The organism is Mesorhizobium sp. M7A.F.Ca.CA.002.15.2.1, from assembly GCF_003998715.1.
Taxonomy (GTDB): domain Bacteria; phylum Pseudomonadota; class Alphaproteobacteria; order Rhizobiales; family Rhizobiaceae; genus Mesorhizobium; species Mesorhizobium ciceri.
Genome location: NZ_RZPI01000009.1, coordinates 1 through 26,100, shown reverse-complemented (window position 1 = coordinate 26,100; position 26,100 = coordinate 1). Strand labels below are relative to the sequence as shown.

Here is a 26,100-nt window from a genome sequence, read left to right as displayed (position 1 = left end):
GTGACGCTCGGGTCCGACGGCGCCGAGAGCGTGCACGCGCTGGGCGCCGGCGGGCGAATCGTCGCTATTGATCGCGGCAGCAAATATCCGCCTGAAGTCGCGCAAAAGCCCAATGTCGGCTACCGCCGCCAGCTTTCGGTCGAGGGGCTGGCCAGCCTGCGACCCGACCTGATCCTGGCCGCAGAAGACAGCGGGCCTCCTGAAGCGGTCGAGGTGCTGAAGTCGCTGGCAATTCCGATCGTCTTGGTCCCGCAGGACAACAGCCCGCAAGGCATCGAGCACAAGATCACGTTGATCGCCGCCAGCCTTGGGCTCGAGGACAAGGGCAAGGCGGTTTCCGCCGAGGTGCTCACCGCCTTTCAGGCTGCCGCGGATCTGGCGTCGCAAATTCCGCCGGAGCGGCGCAAGAAGGTGGTGTTCTTCCATGGCCTGGTACGTCTGAGCGCTGCCGGCGCGGGTACTTCTGCCGACGCCATCATCCGCTATGCCGGCGGCCTCAACCCTATGGACATCGTACAGGGCTACAAGGCGGCGTCGGAGGAAAAACTGATCGAGATGGCGCCTGACGTCATCCTGATGATGGGCGACGGCAAGGGCGGGCCGTCGGCCGAGCTGGTGTTCGGCAACCGCGCGCTGGCGGCAACGCCGGCGGCAGCCAAGAAGGCGCTGGTCGTGCTCGACGGCGCCTACATGATCGGCTTCGGCCCGCGCACATCGGATGCGATCCGCGACCTGGCGAAAGCGCTCTATCCGGAAGGGGAATGACGTCGCGAAAATCGCAAGACGGTTCGGCTGGGCAGTACAATTTCGTCGCCGAACCCCGTTGCGCTTCATAAATGCTGTCCGTCCGGATTTCTCCGGATCGGCTTCCGCCCGAACAAACTTGGCGGCTCGGCCTGAAACATTGGCACGATATTCTAAGCCGCGCGGTTGACCGTGAATGCGCTCTCCAGCCTATAATTATACTAAATTCATAGACTAACTGCGAGCGCTCGGAGCGCTCGCATCTTGGCCTGTGAAAATGGTTGCACAAGGGAGCGCATCGATGCCGAAAACAGAGTCCAATCCGGTCGACCTCGGCACCAGGGCCGCCGACTTCCTGCTGCCCGACGCGCAAGGTGTGCTGCACCGCCTTGCCGATTTCGACGCCAAGCCGGCCTTGCTCGTCGCTTTCATCTCCAACCGCTGCCCGTTCGTCGTGCTGATCCGCGAGCAGCTTGCCGCTTTCGCCAGGGATTACGCCGGCAAGGGGCTGCAGGTGGTGGCGATCAACGCCAACGACCACGAGGCGCATCCGGAGGAGACGCTCGCCCGCATCGGCGAGGAGGCCGGAAAATTCGGCTATTCCTTCCCCTATCTCAAGGATGCGTCGCAGCAGACGGCGAAAGCCTATGGCGCGGCTTGCACGCCCGACTTCTTCCTGTTCGGCACTGACCGGCGGCTCGCCTATCACGGCCAGTTCGACGATGCGCGGCCGGGCAACGGCAAGCCGGTGACGGGTGCCGATCTGCGCGCGGCGGTCGATACGGTGCTGGAGGGCGGCAGGCCCACTGCCAGCCAGGCGCCGTCGATCGGCTGCAACATCAAGTGGAGCGCGGGCAACGAGCCGGTGTGGTCTTCCAGCGCGGCCCGCGCGGCCTAGCGCCTGCTTCGACTTTATTCGCCAGGTCTCCATGCCCAAGCCGCAAAAATCCGCTTCCGACAGCTTGCTGCTCCAGGCCGACGTGCTGGTGCTGGGCGGCGGTCCGTCGGCAGCTTGGGCAGCAGTCGCCGCGGCCGAGGCCGGCGCCAAGGTGGTGCTGGCCGACAAGGGCTATCTCGGCACCAGCGGCGCCACCGCGCCGTCCAACACCGGCACCTGGTGCGTGCCGCCGGGCGACAACAGGCATGCCGTGGTCGAGCGACGCTGGCAGCGCACCGGCGAACTCGCCGACCCGCGCTGGATGCTGCGCTGCGTTGACACCGCCTACCGCAACCTGCTCAGGCTCTCCGAATGGGGCTATCCCTTCCCGAGCGAGGATGACGGCCGGCTCTACATCGCCAATCTGCGCGGCCCGGACTACATGCGCTTCATGCGCCGCCGCGTGCTTTTGGCCGGCGTCACCGTCCTCGACCATCATCCCGCGCTCGAACTTTTGTCGGACGGCGATGCCATCGTCGGCGCCGCCGGTGTCGCCAGGCAGATCGGCCAGGATTGGCGCGTCGACGCCAACGCGGTGGTGCTGGCGACCGGTGGCTGCGCTTTCCGCGAGCGCATCCTCGGCGCGACCGGGCTGACCGGCGACGGCTATCTGATGGCGGCGGAGGCCGGCGCCAGCCTGTCGGGCATGGAGTTCACCGGCAAATACACGCTGGCGCCCTACGGCTCCTCGTTGAACAAGGGGCTGCCGTTCCGCTGGGCGTCGTTCCATCGCGAAGATGGCTCACCGATCGTCGGGCCGACCGGCGAGCCGTTGCGCAACGGCATCGGCGACCGCGAGGAGGAAGTGGCGCGCGCGCTGATCGACGGCCCGGTCTACGCGCGGCTCGATCAGGCCGAACCAGCGCTGCAGGGCTGGCTGCGCCAGGGCCAGCCGAATTGCTTCGTGCCCTATGACCGCGCCGGCATCGACCCTTTCAGCGAGCTGTTCCGCATCACCCTGCGCGCCGAAGGCACGGTGCGCGGCACGGGCGGCATAGACATCGTCTCCGACGATTGCGCCACCGGCGTACCCGGCCTCTATGTCGCCGGCGACGCGGCCAGCCGCGAGATCATGACCGGTGCGGTGTCGGGCGGCGGCGCCGTCAATTCGTCCTGGGCGCTGGCCAGCGGCTGGTGGGCGGGCAAGGGCGCTTCGACCCATGCCAAGCGCCGGACCGGCAAGGCATTCCGCACTGAGGTGCAGTCGCTTGGCCAGGCTGGATTACGTCCTGCATCATCGCCGCGCGTCGACATCTCGGCAGGCGAAGTCATCGAGGCGGTGCGCAGTGAGGTGACGCCGCTCGACAAGAATTTCTTCCGCACCGGCGAAGGCCTGGAGAAAAGCGGCGAGCGGTTGGAGAGTGTCTGGCGCGACGTGCGCGACCATCTGCAAGGCGACGGGCTGGATAGGGTCCGTACCCGAGAGGCAGCTTCGATCGCCGCCGCCGGGCGCTGGTCCGTGGCCGCAGCGCTGCACCGCACCGAGAGCCGCGGTATGCATCGCCGCACCGATTTGCCGGGCAAGAGCCCGGCCTTCGCGCACCGGCTGGTCATCACCGGTGTGGATGCGTTCCGCATCGCAGGCGCGCCTGAGCGGCTGGCGGAGCTGGCGTCATGATCGAGATCGTCTCGGCCACGCGCTGTGTCGAATGCGACATCTGCGTCAAGGTGTGCCCGGCCAACGTCTTCGACGCGACCGAGAGCGGCGTGCCAGTGATCGCCCGCCAGGAGGACTGCCAGACCTGCTTCCTGTGCGAAATCTACTGCCCGACCGACGCGCTCTATGTGGCCGAGTTCGCCGAAGGGCCGACCGGCATCACGGAAGCTCAGGCCGACGCCCGACAGCTGTTTGGCTCCTATGCCCGCGCGCTCGGCTGGAAGCGCGGCAAGGCCGGCGGCTCGGAATTCGACCCGACGCACCGCATCCGCGTGGCGCAGTGAACCGATCGGAGACAGATATGGACCGTATCGTCGTCAGCGACATCAGCAAGACCTTCCAGCTCAAGCCGGGGCAGTTCGTCACCGTCGATGGCGAGGCGACCGACCGCGTCACCGTGCTCGATGGCGTTGACCTCTCGATCCGCAAGGGCGAGTTCATCACGCTGGTCGGCCCCAGCGGCTCGGGCAAGTCGGTGCTGCTCGACATCATTGGCGGGCTGACGCAGGCGACCGGCGGCGACGTCAAGCTCGATGGCCGGCGCATCACCAGGCCCGACCCGAAGACCGGCTATGTCTTCCAGCAATATGCGCTGTTTCCCTGGCGCACGGCGCTCGCCAACATCGAATATGCGCTGGAAGTGCGCGGCGTGGCCAAGGCTGAGCGCACGGCGACGGCCCGCCATCTGTTGTCGCTGTTCGGCCTTGCCGGCTTCGAGGACCGTTTTCCCAACCAGCTGTCCGGCGGCATGCAGCAGCGTGTGGCGATCGCGCGTGCGCTGGCCAGCAACCCGGAAGTGTTGCTGATGGATGAGCCGTTCGCGGCGCTTGACCAGCAGACGCGCGAGCTTCTGCAAGGCGAGCTGCTGCGGATCTGGGGCAAGATCAACACGACGGTCATTTTCGTCACCCACTCGATCGACGAGGCGATCTTCCTCGCCGACCGGGTGGTGGTGATGACGGCGCGGCCGGGCGCGGTGAAGGAGATCATCGATATCGACCTGCCACGGCCGCGCGACGGCGACATCCGCGCCAGCGCCGAATTCAATCTATATCGCGCTCGCGTCTGGGACGTGCTGCGCGACGAGGTCAACAAGGCGCAGAAGGACTGGACTCTGTCGCCAGCCTTCAGTCACTGAGGAACTGGACCCATGGCCTATCTGACCGAGAAGTTTGGCTCCGCTGGAGCGCTCCACCTGTTTGCCGGCGCTGGCGAAACGGTAGCCGCCGCCAGGGTCCCCGCCATCAAGGCCAACGCCAAGATCCGGAGCAAGAAAGCGAGCCGCGGCACATTCCTCTATGGCTTGCCGCTGCTCGGCCTGTTCTTCCTGCTGTGGGAGATCGCGCCCCGGCTCGGCTGGCTGAACCGGATCTTCTTTCCGCCGCTGAGCGAGGTGCTGGTCGCCGGGTGGGCGCTGCTCGCCTCGGGCGTGCTGATCGAGCATATCGGCATAAGCCTGCAGCGCGCTGCGATCGGCTTCGCACTCGGCGTGGTGGTCGCCATCCCGCTCGGTCTGTTGATGGGGCGCTATTCGCTGTTCGAGAAGGTTTCCGACCTTTTGGTGCAGACGCTGCGCAACACCTCGCAATTCGCGCTTCTGCCGGTGTTCATCCTGCTGCTCGGCATCGGCGAGGAATCGAAGGTCGCGATCACCTTCTACTCCTCGGTGTTTTTTCTCCTCGTCAACACGATCAGCGGCGTCAAGTCGGTCGATCCGCTGCTCATCAAGGCGGCGCGCTCGATGGGCACGTCCGACTTCGACCTGTTCCGGAAAGTCATCCTGCCGGCCAGCATTCCCTCGATCGTCGCCGGCGCTCGGCTGGCGGTGAAATCCTCGCTGTTCGCGGTCATCGGCGCCGAGATGCTGGCGGCCAAATCCGGCCTCGGTTTCCTCATCCAGAATTCGCAGCTGATGATGGAAACGGCCGACATGTACGCCGGCATCCTGACGCTGACCGTCATCGGCCTGACCGTCAATTACCTGCTCGTCTGGTTCGAGCGCTGGGCAACAGCCTGGAAGGGCCAGTCCGAGACCTCGCTCATTTAAGCGGCCCCATTCATTCCAAACAGGAAGGATTTTCCCATGCCCAACATCCCATTCGACGCAATTCGCCGGCTGCTTCTGAAGGGCGCCATTGCCGTCGTAATCGGCCTTGGCGGCATGCCTGCCTTCGCACAGGACAAGCCTGACATCATCCGCATCGGCAGCACGGCGCCGGGGCACCTCAAATTCATCCTCGCCAAGAAGGACGGCTGGTGGGACAAGGAATTCGCCAAGGACGGCATCAAGGTCGAACTGGTGACCTTCAACGGCGGCTCGGAAGCCACGACGGCATTGGCGACCGGCGCCATCGAGTTCACCTATACCGGCAACAATCCGGCGCTGCGCGTTGCTGCGTCCGGCGCCGACGTCAAGCTGATCGGCCTGTCGAGCTATGTGAAGGCCGGCGGTTCCTACATCGTCGTCAAAACCGACTCGCCGTTGAAGACGCTGCAGGATCTCAGGGGCAAGAAGGTCGCCTATCTCACCGGAACGGTGCGGCATTCGAACTTCAGCAAGGCACTGAACAGCGTCGGCCTGACCACCAATGACGTCGAAGGTCTGAACCTGCCTTTCGAGGCATCCGGCCCGGCGCTGCTGCGCGGCGATATCGACGCCATTGTCGAGACGGATTCGACGGCGGCCAAGCTGGGCGACACCGGCGAGGCGCGGGTGCTGTTCGACACCAGCACCCATCCGGAATGGAACGTGCCGAACGTCATCTCGGTCAACGGCGCCTTCGCGGCGAAATATCCCGATCTGGTCAAGCGGCTGCTGAAGGTCGACATCGAGATTTCGCGTTGGGCCGACGCTCATCCGGACGAGACGATCAAGACGTTTGTGGAGGCGACCAAGTCGTCGGAGAAATCCGTCCGCAAGACCTATGCCGACGGGGTGTTCCACCAGGATCCGAAACTCACCGACGACGCGATCGCCGCCTTGCAGGGCGAGGAGAAATTCATGGCCAGCGCCGGGCTCCTGAAGGGCTCGATCGACTACGGAAAATGGGTCGACAAGAGCTTTGTCGATGGCGCCGCGGCTGAAGTCGCTGCCGTCCAATAGACTGGAAGCATCGAGCGGGGCGGGCGCTTTACCGCGCTGCCCCGTTCGTCTGGTCCGTCAAATCTCTGGGATGTTCTCCTTGAAGATCACCTGCAGCCTTGGCTGGTGCAGTTCATAGGGCAATCCCCGGACCGCATGGGTCAAAGTGTTGAGCGCTTCGCGGGCTTCGACGCGCGGGTTCTGGTCGATGACCGCGTCGAGCGTGCCGTCGAGCAGAAGGTCCTTGGTGCCGTCCGTCACCTCGTGGCCGAGGAAGACCATGGACTGGGCGCGGCCGTGCTCCTTGAGCGCGCGGGCGATGCCGGTGTTGCCGGCGCCGACATTGTAGATCGCGGCAAGGTCGGGGTGCCGCTCCAGCAGGGCCGATGCCTCCGAATAGGCCTTCTCGCGGTCGTCGAGCATTTCGCGCATCTCGACGATCTGCAGGTTGGGTGATTCCTCGGTCAGGACGTGGCGGAACCCCATCTCGCGTTCTTCGTGGCCGCGATAGGACAGCGAGCCGGCGAACAGCGCCACCTTGCCCGGATGCCCCGATCCCATGAAGCGGTTGAGCAGATAGCCGGCCAGCCGCCCGGCGGCGCGGTTGTCGATGCCGATATAGGCGACCCTGGGCACATGCAGGATGTCGGAGGCGATGGTCACCACCTTGATATCGTTGGCCGACAGGGATCGGATCGCTTCGCGCACCGTCGGATGGTCGAGCGCTATAACGCCGACGCCTTGCGTCTGTCCGCGCAGGTCCTGCAGCAGGCGGGCGAGCCGGTCAGGATTGAAGCCCTCGATGGTGGCGATATGGACATCGAGGTCGGGCCGCGCCAGAGCCTGTGCCTCGATGTGCCGGTGCAGCATCTTGATGAAGGAATTGGTGCCGGCCGGCAGCGCGAAGTCGAGTCGGATGACCTCGCCAGGCGAGGGCCGTGGCGGCGCGCCGTTCGGGCCTTCGGCGATGTAGCCGAGGCGCTGCGCCATTTCGAGCACGATTTCGCGCGTGCGCGCCCGCACGCCGGGTCGGTTGTTGAGCACGCGGTCGACGGTGGCGGCCGAGACGCCGGCTTCCCGGGCTATGTCAGTCAGGGTGGAACGCACCGTCTTTCATCTCCTGCATGCGTCAGATCGGCTGGTGACGGCTTCCCCGCCATCGGCGATTCTGATGGGAAATGATGTATCCGCCCTTAGCCCATGCGCAAGCCGCCGCGCTAAATCAAATGGTCCGGCAGGGCTGCGCAGGGCCGGGAAGGGTCGTGTGCCCTCAAATTGAAGCACCCGGCATGATGCATGGATCCCGTTTTTGTGCATTTCCTTGCCCTATTGCGATGTTGTGAGGTGTTTTGATTATTTATGATGTTGACAGCCTTGCCATGCTGCCGTCAATATCCCTCATAAGGGCCGTGGAGGAAACGTGGCCCTGAGGGAGGAGTTTCAATGTCTGACTTGATCCGCATCTCGCGGCGCCGGCTGCTGGCATCCGGAGGAAAGGCGGCTGTGATCATGGCCGCCGCTGGTATCGCACCCCAATTCATTCGTCCCGGCCGCGCCTATGCGGCCGACGCGCTGGCGCCAGGCATGATCGGCGGCCCGACGGGCTTCGATGGAGCCGAGCGCTACCAGTATGGCGCCGACACGCCGGAAGGCCGCGCCATCGAGGCGGCCAAGGCGCTGAAGGGCGCCGGCAAGGCGCCCGCCAAGATCGTGCTCGGCCTGTCCGACGGCTCGATCGGCCAGCTCACGCAGCCGTTCCCGGCCGGTGCGCCGTCGATCAAGGAGCTGTGGGAAAAGGAAACCGGCATCGCGATCGAAATCGTCGGTTTGCCGAACGGCCAGGAATTCACCAAGACGATGCAGGACATCTCCACCAAGGGTGGGGCCTACGACATCTATTCGACCGAATGGAACCGCCTCGGCGACCTCGCCGAAACCGGCGGCATCGCCAAGCTCGATGACTTTGTCGCGCAGCACAAGCCCGAATGGGACGATCCCGTCAGCGGTTATGTCAACGGCGCCAAGGGCGTGTCGCTGCTCAACAAATACCGCGGCTCCAACTATGGCGTATCGCTGGATGGCGACTTCCAGACCTGGGTCTACCGCACCGATTTGTTCGGCGACGAAGCCGAGAAGAAGGCCTTCAAGGACAAATACGGCTACGATCTGGCGCCGCCGAAGACCTGGAAGCAGCATGGCGACATCGCCGCCTTCTTCCAGCGACCGGACAAGGGCCTGTTCGGCTCGACCGACCTGCGCAACCAGGGTTGGGGCTATACCAATTGGTACCAGCGCTATGTCTCGATGGCTTCGCCCAACCAATTCCTGTTTGGCGATGACGGCAAGCCGATGATCAATTCCGAGCAAGGCATCGCCGCCACCAACGAATATGTCGCTTCGCTCGCACATCATTCGCCGGATGCGATCTCCTGGGGCTGGCCGGAGCAATACGGCAACTTCGCCAAGGGTGGTGCGGCGATGACCTGCGCCTTCTCCAACCTGCCGAAATTCCTCGACAATGCCGGCAACAAGGATTCGGCCGTCACCGGCAAGATCGGCTCGATGCTGCCGCCAGGCCGCGAGATCGACGGCAAGCTGATCAGCCGTTCCGTGCTGTGGTTCTCGCTGACCGGCATGGTTTCGTCGCAGTCGAAGAACCAGGAGGTTGCCTATCTCCTGCTGCAATGGCTGGGCTCGGCCCGTATCTACGCCTGGATGAGTGCCAATCCCGGCGGTTATCTGGACCCGTTCCGGCTTTCGGACTTCTCCGATCCGCTGGTGCGCCAGACCTATCATGCCTACCACATGGACGTCGTGCGCGAGACGGTGGCGCGCACCGTGCCGACCATCAACTATCCCGGCGCGACAGCCTTCCACAATGCGCTCGACGAGAACCTCATGGCGGCGCTGACCAAGGCCAAGACATCCGAGCAGGCGATGGCCGATACCGAGGCGGAGTGGAAGAAGATCGTGCGGCGCACCGGCGAGGACAAACTGCTCGAAGCCATCAAGACCAACAAGGAGGCCTGGCCGACAGTTCTCGACCCGATCGTCTGATCCATCTCCCTGGATCACATCGAAGGAGGGGAGGAGCCTGCTTTTCCCCTCCGCCCACAGCGCCACCAGCAAAGCCGCCAGATGAAGCGTTCCGTTCCTTTCCTGATATTCCGCTATGCCGCGATCTTCGCGGCCATGGCGGTGACGCTGGTGCCGATCCTGTGGATGGTATCGATGGCGTTCAAGCCGATCGCCGAATGGTCGGCGACCGGCGCCGACCTGACCTGGTGGCCGAAGAACCCGACGCTCAGCAATTTTCGTTTCGTCTTCGGCGAGTCGACCAACAATTTGATCGTCGCGCTCGACCGTACCGCGCTGAAGCCGATCCTCGCATCGCTGCTGTCGGCGGTTTTCGGCACGGTGATCGCCATGTCGGCGGGCACTGCCGCGGCTTATGGGCTGTCGCGTTTCGGCTCCGGCCAGAACCTGCCGCTGGCGCTGATCCAACTCAGGATCTTTCCGCCGATGGCGGTCATGATCCCGGTGATGATCATGTGGGCTTTCCTCAACTTCACCGATAGCTGGTGGGGGTTGGCGCTGATCTACGGCATCGTCACCTTGCCGTTCGCCTTCTGGCTGATGAAGACCTTCTTCGACGACATGCCGCGCGAGATCGAGGAGGCGGCGCTTGTCGAAGGCTGTTCGCGGCTGCGCGTCTTCACGCGCATCACGCTGCCGATGATGCGCGCGCCGCTGGCCAGTGCCGCGCTCTTCGTCTTCATCCTCAACTGGTCGGACTATCTGATCGCGCTGCTTCTGACGACGCGCGAATGGGTGACCATCCCGGTCTACATGGCCTCTCTTTCTTCCTCGATGACCGGGCAGCTCTATGGCGCCAAGGCAGCGCTTGGCCTGATCGCGGCCGTGCCGCCGGTCATCATGGGCATCGCCATCCAACGCCATCTGGTGCGCGGGTTGACATTCGGGGCGCTCAAGCAATGAGCGCGGTGACTGTCATGACTTCCAAGGATGAGGTGAAAGCCGTCGGAGCAAAGCCGGTTTCGCGCGATGAGGGCGCAAGGCTGGGTTTCCGGCTGACATTACCTGCGCAGATCCTGGTGCTGTTCATCTCGGCCTTCCCGCTGTTGATGCAGCTCTACATCAGCGTCACCGACTGGTCGCCCCTGTCGGGCACCGGCTGGTGGAACGCCTGGTCGATGTGGAACAGCTTTGCCAACTACACCGATCTCGCCGCCGACGCGCGCTTCTGGAGCGCGCTGAAGCGTACGGCCATCGTCATGATCGTCTGCGTGCCGGCGGAATTCCTGCTCGGGCTGGCGCTGGCGACACTGTTTGCCGACGATTTCCCGGGCAAGCGCGTCTTCTATTCGATCCTGCTGATGCCGATGATGGTGGTGCCTGCCGTGGCCGGCTACATGTTCTTCATGCTGTTCCAGTCGGGCGGCCCGGTGAACGACATCTTGTCGGCGCTCACCGGATCTCTCGTCACCATCGCCTGGCTGTCGGATCCGACTCTGGCGCTGATTGCGGTGATGGTCGCCGACATCTGGCAATGGACGCCGCTGATGTTCCTTATCCTGCTTGCCGGCCTGGTCGGCGTGCCGGAGGACCAGATCAAGGCGGCGACGCTGCTCGGCGCCAATCCGTGGCAGCGCTTCGTCACCATCGTGCTGCCGAAGATGAAGACGATCATCATCATCGCGTTGGCGATCCGGGTGATCGAGAACTTCAAGATCTTCGACACGCTCTACATCATGACCGGCGGCGGTCCAGGCGTCGCTACCGAAACCATCTCGGTCTACATCTACAAGCTCACCACGCAGGACCTGATCTGGGGCTATGTGGCGGCGATCGCGCTGGCCATTTTGGTCGTGCTGTCGATCGTCGCAGTGTTTGCCATGAAGCGCATGGCGCGTGCACGCGAGGTACCGGCATGAGCGCCATCCACCTGCAAAACCTGGTCAAGAAATTCGGCGACTTCACCGCGCTGAAGACCATGGACCTGGCAATATCAGATGGCGAGTTCATGGCGCTGCTCGGCCCGTCGGGCTGCGGCAAGTCGACGACGATGAACATGATCGCCGGCATGGAAGAACCGACCGGCGGCAAGATCCTGTTTGGCGAGCGCGACATGGCCGGCGTGCCGATGGGCCGGCGTGGCGTCGGCTTCGTGTTCCAGAACTACGCCATCTTCACGCATATGACGGTGCGCCAGAACCTTGCCTATGGACCAAAAATGCGAGGGGCTGCCAAAGCCGAGATCGATCGCCGTGTCGGCGCCATCGCCGAGATGCTGCAGCTTTCGCCGCTGCTCGACCGCAAGGCCGACAGGCTGTCGGTCAATATATTGCAACGGGTGGCGATCGGCCGCTCGGCGATCATGGAGCCGGCGATCTTCCTGCTCGACGAGCCGCTCTCCAATGTCGACGCCGCTTTCCGGGCCGTCATGCGCACCGAACTGAAGCAGCTGCAGCGGCAGTTCCGCCAGACCATGGTGTATGTCACCCACGATCAGCTCGAGGCGATGACCATGGCCGACCGCATCGCGGTCATGGATCATGGGGTTTTGCAGCAGGTCGGCACGCCGCTCGAGGTCTACAACGATCCAGCCAATGTCTTCGTCGCCCGCTTTATCGGTGCGCCGGGCATGAATCTGCTCAAGGGCAGGCCGGCGGAGAGCGACCGCGGACTGGTCGTCGATCTCGGACCGTTGGGCGTCACGCCGCCGCTGCCGGGCGAACTCGCAGCGGCCATGCGTGGTGCACGCGGCGAGGTGCTTTACGGATTCCGGCCTGAACAGGCGACGTTGGTGCAGAATGGGCAGGGCCTCGCAATGCCGGTGACCTTTGTCGAACGGATCGGTGCGCGCACCATCGTTCATCTCGGCCAGGGCGAGGCGGCTGTGAAAACGGTGTTCGACAATGATGTCGGGCTGGCTATCGGCGACACCGCTGTCATCGCTCCCACTACGTCGTCGGTGCGCGTCTTCGACGCCGCTACCGGCCTTGCGATGAAGGCAGGTTGAGATGGCCGATATCGTCTTCCGTAATGTGACCAAACGCTACGGCAATACACTCGCCGTCGACGACGCCTCGTTCACCGTCAACGACAATGAGTTCTTCTGCTTCTTCGGTCCGCCGCTGTCGGGCAAGTCGACCATCCTGCGCCTGGTGCTCGGGTTGGAGACACCTGACACCGGCGAAATCCTGATCGGAGGCAGGCCGGTCAACGCGATGTCGCCGGCCGAGCGCAACGTGGCTATGGTGTTCCAGAACCTGGCGCTGTTCCCGCATATGAGCGGGCTCGAAAATGTCCGCTTTCCCCTGGTCGAACGCCGGGTCGCCGAGGCCGAGATCAAGCGGCGGGTCACCGACGTCGCGGCGAAGCTACATATCGGCCATATCCTGCACAAGCCGCCGGGACAGCTTTCGGGCGGGGAGCGGCAGCGCGTGGCGATCGCCCGGGCTCTGGTGCGCGATCCCAATGCCTATCTGATGGACGATCCGATCTCGGCGCTCGACGCCAGGCTGCGCGAAGAAACGCGCGTCGAGCTGAAGCGCATCCAGCGCGAACTCGGCAAGACGCTGATCTACGTCACGCATGACCAGGAAGAAGCGATGTCGGTCGCCGATCGCATCGCCATCCTGGAGGACGGCAAGATCAGGCAGATCGGTACGCCGGCAGAGATTTACGACCGCCCGGCCAGCACCTATGTGGCAAGGCTACTTGGCTCGCCGATGATGAACATCCTCAGATCGGCGCGTGGCGAGGGCGGTGTCGAAGCGGCTGAAGGCACGATCCGCATCGACGACAAGACAGCGCCCGCCGATGCCGTGGAGATCGGGCTGAGGCCGGAGGACATCAAGGTCAGACCGTGGGCGGACGGGGGCCCGGGCCGCCCGGCGCGAGTGTTCGAGGTCGAGCCGCTTGGCGGCTACACCGTGGTGACGCTCGCTGCCGGGCAGGCGCGGCTGAAGGCGTTGCTGCGCGGCCAGCCCGACATCCGGCCGGATGCCATGGTGGCGATATCCTGCGAGCCGGCCAGAGTGCATTATTTCGAACAGAGCGGCGGGGCGTTGGCACGATGACGGCCGCCGCAAGGAAAGAGTTTCGGGAGGAAGAGATGGCAAGCAAAGGCTTCGAGCCGGACGTGAAGGTCCGCACGAAGGAATACAAGATCGGCTGTGTCGGCGCAGGCATGATCATGGCCGAGTGCCATCTCGCCGCCTACAAGGAAGCCGGGTTCCCGGTGGTGGCAATCGCCTCGCGCACCAGGGCCAGCGCCGATAAGGTGGCGACGCGCTGGGGCATTCCGACCGTCCACGACACACCGGAAAAACTGATCGAGGACGAAAATGTCGAGATCATCGACCTTGCTTTCCCGCCCGACCTGCAGCCGGCGCTGATCCGTCACGCGCTGAGGCAGAAGCATATCAAGGCGATCCTGGCGCAGAAGCCGCTGGCGCTGTCAGTCGAGGAAGCGGTCAAGCTGCGCGATGAGGCGGCCAAGGCCGGCAAGATCCTCTCGATCAATCAGAACATGCGCTACGACCAATCGATGCGCGTCTTGAAGCAGATCATCGACAGCGGCGCGCTGGGCGACATCGTCTTCGCGCAGATCGACATGCACGCCATCCCGCATTGGCAGAGCTTTCTCGAGGATTATGACCGGCTGACGCTCGCCAATATGAGCGTGCATCATCTCGACGTGCTGCGCTTCCTGTTCGGCGATCCCGACGAGATCACCACGCTGACACGCAAAGACCCGCGCACGACATTCGACCACTCCGACGGCATCACCGTGTCGACGCTGCGCTTCCCGTCCGGCGTGCTTGCCGTGTCGCTGGAGGATGTCTGGTCGGGTCCGCGCCAGGATGGCTACAAGGACGACCAGCACATCAACTGGCGCGTCGACGGCAGCAAGGGGGTCGCGAAGGGCACCATCGGCTGGCCGACGGGCGCTGCCTCGACGCTGACTTACGCTTCGACCGAGACGACCGGCGGCGAATGGGTCAGCCCGAGCTGGGACACGATGTGGTTCCCGCATGCCTTTATCGGTGTGATGGAGCAGCTCCAGCACGCGGTGAAGACCGGCACGCCGCCGGCGCTGTCGGTCGCCGACAACGTCAAGACCATGGCGCTGGTCGAGGCGGGCTACCGCTCGATCGACGAGGCCCGCACGGTCAAGCTTTCCGAAATCGCTACCTGATCACCGCAGCTGAAACACCAAACAACTGAATCGCTTACAGGGAGGAATTCACACCATGATGCAGGCAGGTATTTTCACGGGCTATTTCCCGTACGGCCTCGAAGAGACGGCGAAGAAGATCCGCGGGCTCGATTTCAACACGGTGCAACTCGACCTCCACTTCAAGGATGTCGACCTGTCGGCCGGGCAGATCACCAAGGACAAGGCCAAGAAGGTGCGCGACGTCTTCCGCGATCATCACCTGCCGGTGTGCTGCATTTCCGGCTACACAAATATCATCCACCCGGACAAGGCCGAGCGCGACAAGCGCGTCGGCTACCTCAAAGAGATCATCCGCAACGCCCGCCATTTCGGCAGCCCGTATGTGATCTCGGAAACCGGCACCTACAACACCGAATCCGACTGGGTGCATCACCCCAAGAACAAGACCGAGGAAGGGTTCGAGGAATGCCGCAAGGTGGTCGCCGACCTTGCCCAGACGGCCTATGACCACGGCGCGGTCTTCCTGCTCGAAACCTATGTCAACAACGTCGTCGGCTCGGTCGAGGAGACGGTCAAGATGTTCGCGCAGGTCGATCACCCCGGCCTCGGTCTGCTGATGGACCCGACCAATTATTTCGAGACGCATAACATCGACAGGATGGACCAGATCCTGAACCAGGTGTTCGACACGCTGACCGACAAGATCAGAATAGCTCACGCCAAGGACGTCAAGCGTTCGGGCGGCGACAAGTCCGAGAAGCACGCCGATATCGGCGACGAGGACGCGCTGGAGAGCCATACATTCCGTGGCGTCGGTGAGATCGAGTTGCCGGCACCGGGCCTCGGTTCGCTGAACTACGACCTCTATCTCCAGCGGCTGGCGGAAAAGCATCCGAACATCCCGGTGATCATCGAGCATCTCTCGGAAGACGACGTGCCGAGGGCCAAGAAATTCCTCGACGGGAAGTTCCGCGCCAACGGTCTGTGACGGCCTTCTCGCGCCGCTGGTTCGCGGCGGCGCGGTTCGGTTCCAAAGTAAGGGAGGAGAAAAAATGTTGAAATTCGCATTGAAACTGGCGGCTGCCGTAACGCTGCTCGCCGGCGTCTCGTTGAGCGCGCCGGCAATGGCGCAGGATGGCCAGAAGACGTTCTACTTGCTGTCGCATGGCGGTCCGTCGGATGCGTTCTGGCTGGACTGGAATGCCGGCGCGACCAAAGCCTGCGACCAGCTCAAGGTGACCTGCAAGATCTCATTCAGCGGCGGCGACATGGCGGCGCAGAAGGAGGCCTTCAATTCCGCGCTTGCGGCCAAGCCCGACGGCATCGCCACCACGTCGGCCCAGCCGGGCTTGTGGACGGAAGAGGTGAAGGCGGCCAAGGCAGCCGGCATCCCGATCGTGTTCTTCAACACAGACGATCCGGCGACCGGACGGCAGGCCTATGTCGGCGCCGATCTCAAGGAGGCGGGGGTCATCTGGGCCAAGTATCTTGTCGACCACAAGATGGTGAAGCAGGGCGACAAGGTGTTCCTGCCGGTGGAAGTGCCCGGCGCCAGCTATCAGCAGCTGGAGACCGAAGGCATCGCCAGCGTCTTCGATCCGTTGGGGATCAAATATGATGTGGTCGATTGCGGCACCGACCCGGCCGGCATCATTGCCAAGATGACCGACTACATGGTGGCCAACAATCCGCCGGCGATCATCGCGCTTGGCGATTCCGTCGCGGCCAGCGTCAAGCGGGTGTTCGACGGCGCCGGCGTGCCGGCCGGCAAGATCCCGGTCGTCGGCTGGGGCAATTCCAAGGAAACCGCGGAAGCCGTCAAATCCGGTTTCGTCAACGCGGCCGCCTGGCAGTTCCCGTCTGCGCAGGGCTTCATGCCGGTGGCGCTGCTCGGGCTCGCCGCTTCGGGTGAGCCGATCGGCTACGACATCCATACGTTCAGCCTCTACGACGCCTCGAGCGTCGAACCGATCCTGAAACTCTACGACACGAAGTGAAAACGGTGCCCGCGGCGTAAGCTGCGGGCGTCTCTTCAAAGCATGGTTCAAGCAGTCATGATGATCGCCGCAGAAGACGAAATGCCTGTCGGGAAACGCAGATCGAGCCTTATGCGCTCGCCGCAATTCTCCTCGCTCGTCATCCTCATTGTCCTGCTCGCGGTGTTCGCCGTTGCCGATGCCAATTTCCTGTCGCCGCTCAACATCTCCAACATGATGGCGTTCCTGCCCGAGCTCGGCATCATCGCGCTCGGCATGACGCTGCTGTTGACGGCGGGCGAGTTCGACCTGTCGGTCGGCGCCGTGTTCGGGCTGGCGCCGGTCATCGTCATGCTCCTGGTGCAGAACGGCGGCGTGGATATAGGTGTCGCCCTTCTGGCCGGGCTTCTGCTGTGCATCGCCATCGGCGCCATCAACGGGCTGATCGTCACCAAGATCGGCATTTCGTCCTTCCTGGTCACGCTGTCGATGCTGCTCGTGGTGCGTGGGGCAGCGCTCTACATCACGCAGGGCTTTCCGCTGAAATCCTGGGACCAGCCGGGTTTTTTCGTGACGCTGCTGGCCGGCAGCTTCAATGTCGGCTCGTTCCGGTTCTACACCTCGCTGTGGTGGTTCATCGGTCTCTCGCTGCTGGCAATCTACGTGCTGCGCTATGCCAAGCTCGGCAACTGGATCAGCGCCATCGGCTCGAACCGCAACGCGGCGGTGGCGCGTGGCGTGCCGGCGGACGCCGTCAAGGTGTGGCTGTTCATCCTGACTTCGGTTCTGGCGGGGCTGGCCGGCATGATCAGCGCCTTCCGCATTTCGGCCGCTTCACCGGTGGCCGGCACCGGCTACGAGCTCGAAGTGATCGCCATGGTGGTGGTCGGCGGCACGGCGCTGACCGGCGGACGCGGCACGATCCTCGGCACCATCGTCGGTGCGCTGATGCTGCGCGCGATCCGCAACGGCATTGTGCTGATCGGCGTGCCGGGCCTCGCCTACAACATCTTCGTCGGCCTGATCATCCTCGCCATGCTCATCCTGCACGCTTTGCTGCAGAAGAACGCCGCAAGGGGCTGACGATGGAAGTTCTCCGGCTGCAGAATCTGCAAAAATCCTTCGGCAGCGTCCGCGCACTGAAGAATGCGTCCTTTGCCCTCAAGGAAGGCGAGGTGGTGGCCCTGCTCGGCGACAACGGCGCCGGCAAATCGACGCTGATCAAGGCGATTTCCGGTGTGTTTCCGATCGACCGTGGCGACATCTATGTGCGCGGTGAAAAGGTTTCGATCCGTTCGACACGCGACGCGATGGACCTCGGCATCGAGACCATCCACCAGGATACGTCTCTTGCGCCGGATCTCAGCATCGCGCGCAATCTTTTCCTTGGGCGCGAGCCGGTCAAGCTGAAATGGCTGGGCGTGTTCGCGCCGCTCGATTTCGCCAAATTGCGAGACGCGGCGTCGGCGCTGTTGAAGCGCGTCGGCATCTCGAAAAAACTCGACGCCGATGCGCTGGTCTCGACGCTATCGGGTGGCGAGCGGCAGTCGATCGCGATTTCTCGCGCCATGCAGTTCGCCGCCAAGGTCATCATCCTCGACGAACCGACCAACAATCTCGGTGTCGAGGAAACCCATGGCGTGCTGCGCTTCGTCAAGGAGGTGCGTGACGCCGGTCATTCCGTGCTCTTGATCACCCACAACATCCATCACGTGTTCCAGGTCGCCGACCGCATCATCGTCATGCGCCGCGGCGAGATCGTCGCCGAGCAGACGGTTGCCGATACCGATCTTCTGACCGTGGAAAGCATCATCACCGGCGCCGATATGTCGGCCCTGCTGAAAGAGACGAGAGCGAAGTGAAGAAGTTGGCCGTCACATGGTAGAACTCTACGGCAAGACGCTTTCGCGCCGGCAGGTGTCGGAACGTTCGGGCATGCTGTCGCAATTTGCCGGCGTGCGGCTGATGACGCTTGGCGACGGCGTGGAACGCGGCATCCGCATGCTGGAGTTCCGCACCGGCACGGGGCTGCGTTTCACGGCGCTGGTCGACCGGGCGCTCGACATCGCCGATTGCGACTTCAAGGGCCAGGCGATCGGCTGGCATTCGCCGAGCGGCTTTCGCAACCCCGGTCTGCACGATTATGAGGGGGAAGGGGGGCTCGCCTGGGCGCGTTCGTTTTCAGGGCTGCTTGTCACCTGCGGCCTCGACCACATATTGGGCCGGGAAGAAGTGCCGGCCGATAGCTACAACTACCCGGGCAGGAAGACCGTGATCCATTCGCTGCATGGCCGCGTCGGCACCATTCCGGCGCGGCTGACCGGTTATGGCGAGACCTGGGACGGCGACCGCTGCGTGCTGTGGGCCGAAGGCACCGTGCAGCAATCGGCAGTGTTCGGCGAGGATCTGCATCTGATCCGGCGTATCGAGGCCGATGTCGGCGGCAACGAGATCCGGCTGTCGGATCGCGTCGTCAACCACGGTTTCAACCGCACGCCGCACATGTATTTTTACCACGTCAATGTCAGCCATCCCTTGCTCGACGAGGGTTCGCGCTATCTGGCGCCGATCCGCGACGTCGTCTGGGCTGGCCATGCCGGCGAGCGCTACCAGGCGCAGAAGGTGGGTTACCGCACGATGCCGGCGCCGCAATCGGGTTTCAGCGAGCAGGTCTGGCAGCACGAGATGGCGGCGGACGCCAATGGCGAGGTGCCGGTGGCAGTGGTCAACGATCAGCTCGGGCTCGGCTTCGAAGTGGTGACGCGCAAGGACCAGCTGCCTTGCGCATATCAATGGCAGAATTTTCAGGCGGGGCAGTATGCGCTGGGCATCGAACCCTCGACGCATCATGTGCTCGGCAATCTCGCGGCGCGCGAGCGGGGCGAGATGATCTGGCTGGAGCATAGTGAAAGCCGTTCTTACGACGCAGTGTTCCGGGTGCTCGACGGCGCCGGCGCGATCGCCGAGGCCGAAGCAAAGATCGCGTCGATCGCCAGGCAGCCGCAACAGGATTATCCTGTACCGTCGGGTAATTTTCCGGGATTGGCGGACAGGGCATGAGGCGAAACGAATGCTCCGGCTGGCGGGCCGGAAATCGGAGGTCGATGTGATGGAGAAAAAGCGCGACTACAGCCTGGTCGGGGAAAGCACGCGCATCGCGATCGAGACCGGGCTGGCCTCGGCCGAGTGGTATCACACCGATGTGCCGCGCAAGGCGATGAAAGAGCTGATGCAGCGCTCGGACGGCCCGGCGATCCGCGACACGATCATCTGGATCGTTGCCATATTGGGTTCCGCCGCCGGGATCGCCTGGTTCTGGGGCACGTGGTGGGTGGTGCCGTTCCTGCTCGTCTATGGCGTGCTCTACGGCTCGTCCAGCGACTCGCGCTGGCACGAGTGCGGCCACGGCACCGCCTTCCGCACACGCTGGATGAACGATGCCGTCTACCAGATCGCCAGCTTCATGCTGATGCGCAATCCGGTGACCTGGCGCTGGAGCCATGCCCGCCACCACACCGACACGATCATCGTCGGCCGCGACGCCGAGATCGCGGTGATGCGTCCGCCGGACCTGCTGCGCGCCGCACTCGCCTTCACCGGTGTTCTCGATTTCCGCTATTCGCTGCCGACGCTGGTGCGCAATGCGTTCGGCAGCATCTCGCCGGACGAGAAAAGCTTTATTCCCGAGATGGAGCTTCACAAGGTGGTCACAGCCGCGCGCTGGCATGTCGCCATCTATGTCGGGGCGATCGGGCTAGCGCTTCATCTGTGGTCGTTCCTGCCGCTGGTGCTGATCGGCCTGCCGCGCCTCTACGGCAGCTGGCACATGGTGCTGACCGGCCTGCTGCAGCATATCGGGCTGGCCGACAATGTCACCGACCACCGGCTGAACACGCGCACCGTCTACATGAACCCGATCAGCCGCTTCATCTATTGGAACATGAACTATCATGTCGAACATCACATGTTCCCGATGGTGCCCTATCACGCGCTGCCGAGGCTGCACGAATTGATCAAGCACGATCTGCCCGAGCCGAACCCTTCGATGTGGCATGCCTATCGCGAGGTCTGGCCGGTGCTGCTGAAGCAGCTTCAGTACGAGGATTATTTCCTCAAACGTGAATTGCCGCCGACGGCGCGGCCGTACCGGGACGAATTCCATGCACTGACCGTTCCGGCGGCGGCGGAATAGGGGAGAAGCAGATGGCCGACTGGGTTGAAGCGTGTGGCGTCGACGATGTCGAGGAAGAGGATGTCATCCGCTTCGATCATGGCGGCCGTACCTTCGCCATCTATCGCAGTCCCGATGACGAGTACTTCGCAACCGACGGATACTGCACGCATGAGAAGGCGCATCTGGCCGATGGGCTGGTGATGGACGACATCATCGAATGCCCCAAGCACAATGGCCGCTTCAACTACAAGACGGGCGTGGCTCGAGGCGCACCGGTATGCGTCAATCTCGCCACCTATCCAGTGAAGGTCGAGGCTGGCAAAGTGATGATCCAGATCGGCTGACCTGCCGCCGAATGCAACTGAGGGAACCCTTTTGATGAGCCGAAAAAGACCGACGGTGGCGGATTTGCGCGCCATGAAGGGCAAGCGACAGCTGACCATGCTGCGTGTGCTGACGATGGACGAGGCCGAGGCCGCGGAGCGCGCAGGGGTCGACATCGTCTCGGTGCCGCCCGAATTGGTGCTCAACCCTGAGTACCGCGACGCGGCGCCCAGCCTGTTCACCATGCCGGGCGACAATTTCTACGAGATCGGCACGGCGGACGATTTCGTGCGCTGGGCCTTCCGGCTCTACAAGGCCGGCGCCGACGCGGTCTATTGCAGCGCCGGCTACGCCACGATCAAGCGGATGGCCGATGACAATATCCCGGTGATCGGCCATGTCGGGCTGATCCCGTCACGGGCGACCTGGACTGGCGGCTTCAAGGCGGTCGGCAAGACCGCCGACACCGCCATGGATATCTTCGCGGCGGTGAAGCAACTGGAGGCCGCCGGCGCCATCGGCGCCGAGATCGAGGTGGTGCCGGTCGAGGTGGCCAAGGCGATCTCGGAGCGGACGTCGCTGATCATGCTGTCGATGGGAGCGGGTACCGGTTGCGATGCGCAATATCTGTTCGCCGACGACATTCTCGGCCAGAACCGTGGCCACATGCCCCGTCATTCCAAGGTCTATCGCAATTTCGCCGCCGAATATGATCGTTTGCAGGCCGAGCGTATCGCCGCGTTTTCGGAATATGTTGCCGACGTGAACAGTCTCGCCTATCCCGAAGACAAGCATGTGGTGCATATGGATCCGGCTGAACTCAGCCTGTTCATGAAGAGGGTCGACGGGGCGTGAAATCTCAAGGCAATGATGCGACGGGCGAGGCCGCGCCGGTTCATATTCTCACGCTTTCCTGCGAGGATCGGCCGGGGATCGTCGCCGCCGTCACGGCGGAGCTTGCCGCGAACGGCGCCAACATCGCCGAAAGCAGCCAGTTCTGGGACCGGCAGACCAATCGCTTTTTCATGCGGATCGCCTTCATCAGCCCGTTAGGCTCGACCGGGGACAGTCTGGAGCGGGCCCTGGAATCGAGCGTCGACCGCTTCGGCATGAAGACCGCGCTGGTCGATCAGGGACGCCGCCCGAAGATCATCGTCATGGTCTCCAAGTTCGACCACGCGCTTCTCCATCTGCTGTACCAGATCAGGGTCGGCTGGCTGAACGCGGAGGTTGCAGCCGTCGTCTCCAACCACGAGGATGCCCGCCGCTTCGCCGAGCTGGAGGGCATTCCCTACCACCATTGGCCGACCACCAAGGAGAACAAGGCCGAACAGGAACAGAAACTGCTGGACCTGGTGCAGCGGACAGGGGCCGAACTGGTCATCCTGGCGCGCTACATGCAGGTCTTTTCAAAAGGTCTGTCGGACCGGCTGTTCGGACGGGCGATCAACATCCACCATTCGTTCCTGCCGAGCTTCAAGGGCGCCAAGCCGTACCACCAGGCTTTCGACCGCGGCGTCAAGCTGATCGGTGCGACGGCGCATTACGTCACCTCCGACCTCGACGAGGGCCCGATCATCGATCAGGAGACCGAACGCGTCACCCATGCGATGAGCGCCGAGGATTTCGTCGCCGTCGGGCGCGACATCGAAAGCCGGGTACTGGCGCGCGCCGTCAAGCTGCATCTCGAAGCCCGCGTCATGCTCAACGGCCACAAGACCGTCGTCTTCTGAGAAGCCGCGTCAGGCCGGCCAATTTCCGCCGGCGAGCGCGGCGTAAAGCGCTTCGGCGTCGATGCCGAGCGGCCGGTCCTCTTTCAGCATGGGGACGAGCGAGCGTATCGCCGCGTGAAGTGCGGCCGTGCGCGGCGCCAGTGTGAAGCCGTCGCGCAGGTCGACGGCCTGTGCCGCGGCCATCAATTCGAAGGCGATCAGCCGCCGCCACAGCGCGATCATCCCTGCGCATTTCGCAACCGCCAGAGGTGTCTGCGTGGCGTGATCCTCGACGCCCTCCGACACGGCCAGAAAGTCGAGCATCACCGGATTGGCCTTGTGGCGGATGGCGGCCAGGATCGAGGTCACTGTCTTCTGTAGCGGCACGAAGCCGGCCGAGGCGCCGCCGACCGGCGACAGATATTTCGGCAGGCCATTGCGGCCCGAACCGGTGAGCTGAATGAAGCGCGCGGCACTGGCCGCGGCACATTGGGCGATCGCCAGGCCGAGCGTCTCAAAGGCGAGCGCCAGTGCGGCGGTGTGGAAATTGCCGGTCGACAGTACCAGTTCATCATCGCCCAGCACCAGCGGGTTGTCGGCGGCGGCGTTGAGCTCGATCTCGACAGCCTGTCTCGCCTGGCCGATCGCCTCGATCAGTGCGCCATGGACCGATGGCATGCAGCGGATCGACAGCGGGTCCTGCAAGGTGGTCGGTGCCGGCGCGTCGTCTCGGACGAGCAGATTGTGCAGCACCTTGGCTGCTTCCTGCTGGCCGGCCGCCGGGCGCGCCATATGCAGGCGCGGGTCGAGGATGGTGCGGTTGGCACCAAAACCTTCCATGGTCAGAGCCCCGGCATGCTGTTGCTGGGCCAGGGCAGTGAGGGCATCCGTCACCGCAAGTGCGCCGCTGCCGGCGGAAACCGCCGATGCGTTGATCAGCGATAGCCCGTCCTTGGGCGCCAGGCTGATCGGGGCGAGGCGCGCCATCATCAGCGCCTTGGCCGCCGGTATGCGACGGCCCTGATAGTCGGCTTCGCCTTCGCCGGTGAGCATGCGGGCGAGTGCCGTCATCAGCACCAGGTCGCCGGCTCCGATCGAACCGAGCGAGGGCATGACGGGATGGACGCCGGCATTGAGCGCGTCGAGCAAAGCAACGAAGACGGAAGACGAAAGGCCGGATCCGCCAACCGACAGCATCGCTGCACGCGCGGCCATGCTTGCCCGCACGGCATCGACCGGCAATCCTTCGCCGACGGCGCCGCTGCGTCCCTCCAGCAACTGGCGCTGGAAGGCTCCGGCATCGCCCTCTACAGCAGTGCCGAGATTGGCGCCGAGCCCGGTGTTCAAGCCATAGATCTGCTGGCTGGACGCTGCAGCCTGGTCGAGCACTTTTCGTGCCTTCTCCAGCCTGCCGATGACATCGGGTCCGATCTCCACCTTGCGCCCATCGCGGGCGACCGCAGCGACATCGCCAACGCCGACGCCGGTTCCGGTGAGGACGAGCGCGCTCATGCGAAGCGCAGTCTCTGGCCGATGCCTTGCGCCTGCGCCTTGGCCAGCATCGCCTTGCCCAATGCGATATCAGACAGCGACAGGCCACGATGCCAGAACAGGATCGTTTCGTCGTCGCTTTCGCGCCCAACTTTCAGGCCGGCGGCGATCTGGCCGAGCTCGGCATGCAGCGTCTGCTCGCTCAGCCGCCCGGTCTCGACATGGGCGCGTAGCGAGCCGAACTTGCCGCCCTTGCACTGGCCCCAATCGTCGACGACCATTTTCTGCATGATGTCGGTCAACGACAGTTCGACCGCGCTCATCGTGCCATAGGGCACGACCAGTGCGCCCCGTTTGATCCATTCGGTCCTCAGCAGCGGCTGCGGCTCCGGCAGCCGCGAGGCCTCGACGACGATGTCGGCGCCCTCGATGCAGCTTTTCCAGTCGGCCACCGCTGTGACCGTCTTGCCGAGATCGGCGGAGAGTTCGGCGGCAAAACCGTCGCGGCTTTCCGGGCGGCGCGAATGGACGCGAATCTCGTCGAAGTCGAAGAGATGGTCGAGCAGGCGCACATTCCAGTAGGCGGTGCCGCGCGCGCCGATATGGGCCAGCACCTTGGAATTCTTGCGCGCCAGATGCCTGGCGCCGATGGCGGTGACGGCGCCGGTTCGCATGTCGGTGATGACGGTGGCGTCGAGGATGGCGCGCGGCGCGCCGGTGCGCGGGTCGAACAGGTTGAGGATGCCGAATTCGGAAGGCAGGCCATGCAGGTAATTGTCGACATAGTCGCCGACGATCTTGACGCCGGCCGTGTCGAGCGGCGCGACGTAGCCGCGCAACACATTGAAATGGCCGTGGAAGGACGGGTCCGGCTCGAGATGGACGCGCGGTTCGATCACCGTCTGGCCCTTGCCTTGCGCCACCAGGCCAGCCTCGACGGCGGCGATGATTTCGCCATCGGTCATGGCAAGGGCATCGATGTCGAGGGCATTGAGGTAGTCGATGTAGATGGGCTTCATGTTACGCGTATACTCTCCTCGACGGCCCCATCCATTCCATAGCAGGCCATGGCGGCACACGAAAGTTTGTTGCGACGTCTCTGGACGCCGCCGGGGAGATGCTGTTCAAACCGGTTCCGTCATGACTGCCATTCCCGAGACCGCAACCTTGTCCGAAACGGCCATCCATGCGCGGCGCGTGGCGCTGATCGTCGCCATCGCCTTCTTCATGCAGTTGCTGGATTCGACGATCATCTCGACATCGCTGCCGCAGATGGGCGCCTCCTTCGGCGTGTCGCCGGTGGCGATGAGCATCGGCATCACCGTCTACATGCTGACCATGGCGGTGTTCGTGCCGCTGTCGGGCTGGCTCGCCGACCGGTTCGGGGCGCGCAACATCTTCCTGCTGGCGATCGTCCTGTTCACCCTGGCTTCGCTCGCCTGCGGCCTCTCGCAAACCCTGACCCAGTTCGTCGCCGCACGTGTCGTGCAAGGGCTCGGCAGCGCGCTGATGACGCCGGTTGGGCGCATTCTCGTCCTGCGCAATGCGCCGAAATCCGAACTGCTCAACGCCACGGCGCTGATCACCTGGCCAGCACTGTTTGCGCCGGTGGTCGGGCCGGTGCTCGGCGGCTTCATCACCACCTATCTGTCCTGGCACTGGAATTTCTTCATCAACATCCCGCTCGGCGTGATCGGGCTGGCGCTGGTCGCCCGTTTCATCCCAGGCGACCGCGAGGCCGACCCCAAGCCGCTCGACTGGCCCGGTTTTTTCCTGACATCGGCGGGGCTTTCC

The 26,100-nt window shown here is 63.9% G+C and carries 26 protein-coding genes; 23 read left to right on the top strand and 3 right to left on the bottom strand.

The features are described 5' to 3' along the window. From ENZ74_RS01480 to ENZ74_RS01450, 7 genes are all read left to right on the top strand, one after another. The coding region (locus tag ENZ74_RS01480) for an ABC transporter substrate-binding protein (RefSeq protein ID WP_127312644.1) at positions 1–765 on the top strand (765 nt) is incomplete at its 5' end. Positions 766–1,045: 280 nt separating this feature from the next. Next, a complete protein-coding gene (locus tag ENZ74_RS01475; protein ID WP_063168544.1) occupies positions 1,046–1,642 on the top strand; it encodes a thioredoxin family protein in 597 nt (198 codons plus the stop codon). Positions 1,643–1,673: 31 nt separating this feature from the next. Further along, positions 1,674–3,299 (top strand): FAD-binding protein, encoded by a 1,626-nt coding sequence (locus ENZ74_RS01470; protein WP_024501571.1) that lies wholly within the window; start codon positions 1,674–1,676, stop codon positions 3,297–3,299. Further along, complete coding sequence (locus tag ENZ74_RS01465) at positions 3,296–3,622, top strand: ferredoxin family protein (protein WP_013530816.1); 327 nt, start codon at positions 3,296–3,298, stop codon at positions 3,620–3,622. Before ENZ74_RS01470 ends, ENZ74_RS01465 begins: the two co-directional genes overlap by 4 nt. Before the next feature lie 17 nt (positions 3,623–3,639). Continuing rightward, positions 3,640–4,476 (top strand): ABC transporter ATP-binding protein, encoded by an 837-nt coding sequence (locus ENZ74_RS01460; protein ID WP_013530817.1) that lies wholly within the window; start codon positions 3,640–3,642, stop codon positions 4,474–4,476. 12 nt (positions 4,477–4,488) lie between these two features. Continuing rightward, positions 4,489–5,385 carry an ABC transporter permease gene (locus ENZ74_RS01455; RefSeq protein WP_127224208.1) on the top strand — a complete coding sequence of 299 codons (897 nt, stop codon included), beginning with the start codon at positions 4,489–4,491 and terminating at the stop codon, positions 5,383–5,385. Positions 5,386–5,421: 36 nt separating this feature from the next. Then, the gene (locus tag ENZ74_RS01450; protein WP_063168543.1) at positions 5,422–6,441 is read left to right on the top strand and encodes an aliphatic sulfonate ABC transporter substrate-binding protein; all 1,020 of its coding nucleotides are present in this window, start codon (positions 5,422–5,424) and stop codon (positions 6,439–6,441) included. Between the two features lie 57 nt (positions 6,442–6,498). Here ENZ74_RS01450 and ENZ74_RS01445 read toward each other — a convergent pair whose 3' ends face one another. Continuing rightward, positions 6,499–7,527, bottom strand: a complete 1,029-nt coding sequence (locus tag ENZ74_RS01445; RefSeq protein ID WP_024501567.1) for a LacI family DNA-binding transcriptional regulator — start codon at positions 7,525–7,527, stop codon at positions 6,499–6,501. Positions 7,528–7,863: 336 nt separating this feature from the next. On the opposite strand from ENZ74_RS01445, the gene ENZ74_RS01440 reads away from it, so the two are divergent. From ENZ74_RS01440 to purU, 15 genes are all read left to right on the top strand, one after another. Further along, positions 7,864–9,477 (top strand): extracellular solute-binding protein, encoded by a 1,614-nt coding sequence (locus tag ENZ74_RS01440; protein WP_063168542.1) that lies wholly within the window; start codon positions 7,864–7,866, stop codon positions 9,475–9,477. Between the two features lie 81 nt (positions 9,478–9,558). Continuing rightward, positions 9,559–10,419 (top strand): carbohydrate ABC transporter permease, encoded by an 861-nt coding sequence (locus ENZ74_RS01435; RefSeq protein ID WP_024501565.1) that lies wholly within the window; start codon positions 9,559–9,561, stop codon positions 10,417–10,419. Next, complete coding sequence (locus tag ENZ74_RS01430) at positions 10,416–11,375, top strand: sugar ABC transporter permease (protein ID WP_063168541.1); 960 nt, start codon at positions 10,416–10,418, stop codon at positions 11,373–11,375. Before ENZ74_RS01435 ends, ENZ74_RS01430 begins: the two co-directional genes overlap by 4 nt. Continuing rightward, positions 11,372–12,463 carry an ABC transporter ATP-binding protein gene (locus ENZ74_RS01425; RefSeq protein ID WP_063168540.1) on the top strand — a complete coding sequence of 364 codons (1,092 nt, stop codon included), beginning with the start codon at positions 11,372–11,374 and terminating at the stop codon, positions 12,461–12,463. Before ENZ74_RS01430 ends, ENZ74_RS01425 begins: the two co-directional genes overlap by 4 nt. A gap of 1 nt (position 12,464) precedes the next feature. Next, the gene (locus ENZ74_RS01420; RefSeq protein WP_063168539.1) at positions 12,465–13,526 is read left to right on the top strand and encodes an ABC transporter ATP-binding protein; all 1,062 of its coding nucleotides are present in this window, start codon (positions 12,465–12,467) and stop codon (positions 13,524–13,526) included. 35 nt (positions 13,527–13,561) lie between these two features. Further along, on the top strand, positions 13,562–14,647 hold the full coding sequence (locus ENZ74_RS01415; protein ID WP_063168538.1) for a Gfo/Idh/MocA family oxidoreductase: 1,086 nt from the start codon (positions 13,562–13,564) through the stop codon (positions 14,645–14,647). Between the two features lie 55 nt (positions 14,648–14,702). Then, positions 14,703–15,617, top strand: coding sequence for a sugar phosphate isomerase/epimerase (locus ENZ74_RS01410; RefSeq protein ID WP_013530826.1), 915 nt, complete (start codon positions 14,703–14,705; stop codon positions 15,615–15,617). Positions 15,618–15,681: 64 nt separating this feature from the next. Next, positions 15,682–16,626: a substrate-binding domain-containing protein gene (locus ENZ74_RS01405; protein WP_024501562.1), complete on the top strand. Its 945-nt coding sequence runs from the start codon at positions 15,682–15,684 to the stop codon at positions 16,624–16,626. 81 nt (positions 16,627–16,707) lie between these two features. Next, positions 16,708–17,688 (top strand): ABC transporter permease, encoded by a 981-nt coding sequence (locus tag ENZ74_RS01400; protein WP_032898639.1) that lies wholly within the window; start codon positions 16,708–16,710, stop codon positions 17,686–17,688. Further along, positions 17,685–18,467, top strand: coding sequence for an ATP-binding cassette domain-containing protein (locus tag ENZ74_RS01395; RefSeq protein WP_024501560.1), 783 nt, complete (start codon positions 17,685–17,687; stop codon positions 18,465–18,467). Before ENZ74_RS01400 ends, ENZ74_RS01395 begins: the two co-directional genes overlap by 4 nt. A gap of 16 nt (positions 18,468–18,483) precedes the next feature. Then, the gene (locus ENZ74_RS01390; RefSeq protein WP_063168537.1) at positions 18,484–19,665 is read left to right on the top strand and encodes an aldose 1-epimerase family protein; all 1,182 of its coding nucleotides are present in this window, start codon (positions 18,484–18,486) and stop codon (positions 19,663–19,665) included. Positions 19,666–19,675: 10 nt separating this feature from the next. Then, a complete protein-coding gene (locus tag ENZ74_RS01385; RefSeq protein WP_082826495.1) occupies positions 19,676–20,797 on the top strand; it encodes a fatty acid desaturase family protein in 1,122 nt (373 codons plus the stop codon). An 11-nt stretch (positions 20,798–20,808) separates the two neighbouring features. Beyond that, positions 20,809–21,123, top strand: a complete 315-nt coding sequence (locus ENZ74_RS01380) for a MocE family 2Fe-2S type ferredoxin (protein ID WP_013530832.1) — start codon at positions 20,809–20,811, stop codon at positions 21,121–21,123. 34 nt (positions 21,124–21,157) lie between these two features. After that, positions 21,158–21,958: a 3-methyl-2-oxobutanoate hydroxymethyltransferase gene (locus tag ENZ74_RS01375; protein WP_063168536.1), complete on the top strand. Its 801-nt coding sequence runs from the start codon at positions 21,158–21,160 to the stop codon at positions 21,956–21,958. Next, positions 21,955–22,836 (top strand): formyltetrahydrofolate deformylase, encoded by an 882-nt coding sequence (gene purU, locus ENZ74_RS01370; RefSeq protein ID WP_063168535.1) that lies wholly within the window; start codon positions 21,955–21,957, stop codon positions 22,834–22,836. The genes ENZ74_RS01375 and purU overlap by 4 nt, the downstream gene beginning before the upstream one ends. Positions 22,837–22,845: 9 nt before the next feature. On the opposite strand, the gene hutH is transcribed toward purU, so the two are convergent. Together hutH and ENZ74_RS01360 are read right to left on the bottom strand one after the other, a co-directional pair. Beyond that, positions 22,846–24,327, bottom strand: coding sequence for a histidine ammonia-lyase (gene hutH / locus ENZ74_RS01365; RefSeq protein WP_063168534.1), 1,482 nt, complete (start codon positions 24,325–24,327; stop codon positions 22,846–22,848). Further along, positions 24,324–25,325 carry an ornithine cyclodeaminase family protein gene (locus ENZ74_RS01360; protein WP_063168533.1) on the bottom strand — a complete coding sequence of 334 codons (1,002 nt, stop codon included), beginning with the start codon at positions 25,323–25,325 and terminating at the stop codon, positions 24,324–24,326. The genes hutH and ENZ74_RS01360 overlap by 4 nt, the downstream gene beginning before the upstream one ends. Positions 25,326–25,446: 121 nt before the next feature. On the opposite strand from ENZ74_RS01360, the gene ENZ74_RS01355 reads away from it, so the two are divergent. Further along, a partial coding sequence (locus ENZ74_RS01355; RefSeq protein ID WP_127312643.1) for an MFS transporter occupies positions 25,447–26,100 on the top strand: 654 nt, incomplete at its 3' end.

Bases quoted from the DNA above. Each gene is read 5' to 3' on its own strand.
- ENZ74_RS01475 (WP_063168544.1), top strand. From the start codon at position 1,046: ATGCCGAAAACAGAGTCCAATCCGGTCGACCTCGGCACCAGGGCCGCC.
- ENZ74_RS01470 (WP_024501571.1), top strand. From the start codon at position 1,674: ATGCCCAAGCCGCAAAAATCCGCTTCCGACAGCTTGCTGCTCCAGGCC.
- ENZ74_RS01465 (WP_013530816.1), top strand. From the start codon at position 3,296: ATGATCGAGATCGTCTCGGCCACGCGCTGTGTCGAATGCGACATCTGC.
- ENZ74_RS01460 (WP_013530817.1), top strand. From the start codon at position 3,640: ATGGACCGTATCGTCGTCAGCGACATCAGCAAGACCTTCCAGCTCAAG.
- ENZ74_RS01455 (WP_127224208.1), top strand. From the start codon at position 4,489: ATGGCCTATCTGACCGAGAAGTTTGGCTCCGCTGGAGCGCTCCACCTG.
- ENZ74_RS01450 (WP_063168543.1), top strand. From the start codon at position 5,422: ATGCCCAACATCCCATTCGACGCAATTCGCCGGCTGCTTCTGAAGGGC.
- ENZ74_RS01440 (WP_063168542.1), top strand. From the start codon at position 7,864: ATGTCTGACTTGATCCGCATCTCGCGGCGCCGGCTGCTGGCATCCGGA.
- ENZ74_RS01435 (WP_024501565.1), top strand. From the start codon at position 9,559: ATGAAGCGTTCCGTTCCTTTCCTGATATTCCGCTATGCCGCGATCTTC.
- ENZ74_RS01430 (WP_063168541.1), top strand. From the start codon at position 10,416: ATGAGCGCGGTGACTGTCATGACTTCCAAGGATGAGGTGAAAGCCGTC.
- ENZ74_RS01425 (WP_063168540.1), top strand. From the start codon at position 11,372: ATGAGCGCCATCCACCTGCAAAACCTGGTCAAGAAATTCGGCGACTTC.
- ENZ74_RS01420 (WP_063168539.1), top strand. From the start codon at position 12,465: ATGGCCGATATCGTCTTCCGTAATGTGACCAAACGCTACGGCAATACA.
- ENZ74_RS01415 (WP_063168538.1), top strand. From the start codon at position 13,562: ATGGCAAGCAAAGGCTTCGAGCCGGACGTGAAGGTCCGCACGAAGGAA.
- ENZ74_RS01410 (WP_013530826.1), top strand. From the start codon at position 14,703: ATGATGCAGGCAGGTATTTTCACGGGCTATTTCCCGTACGGCCTCGAA.
- ENZ74_RS01405 (WP_024501562.1), top strand. From the start codon at position 15,682: ATGTTGAAATTCGCATTGAAACTGGCGGCTGCCGTAACGCTGCTCGCC.
- ENZ74_RS01400 (WP_032898639.1), top strand. From the start codon at position 16,708: ATGCCTGTCGGGAAACGCAGATCGAGCCTTATGCGCTCGCCGCAATTC.
- ENZ74_RS01390 (WP_063168537.1), top strand. From the start codon at position 18,484: ATGGTAGAACTCTACGGCAAGACGCTTTCGCGCCGGCAGGTGTCGGAA.
- ENZ74_RS01385 (WP_082826495.1), top strand. From the start codon at position 19,676: ATGCTCCGGCTGGCGGGCCGGAAATCGGAGGTCGATGTGATGGAGAAA.
- ENZ74_RS01380 (WP_013530832.1), top strand. From the start codon at position 20,809: ATGGCCGACTGGGTTGAAGCGTGTGGCGTCGACGATGTCGAGGAAGAG.
- ENZ74_RS01375 (WP_063168536.1), top strand. From the start codon at position 21,158: ATGAGCCGAAAAAGACCGACGGTGGCGGATTTGCGCGCCATGAAGGGC.
- hutH (WP_063168534.1), bottom strand. From the start codon at position 24,327: ATGAGCGCGCTCGTCCTCACCGGAACCGGCGTCGGCGTTGGCGATGTC.
- ENZ74_RS01360 (WP_063168533.1), bottom strand. From the start codon at position 25,325: ATGAAGCCCATCTACATCGACTACCTCAATGCCCTCGACATCGATGCC.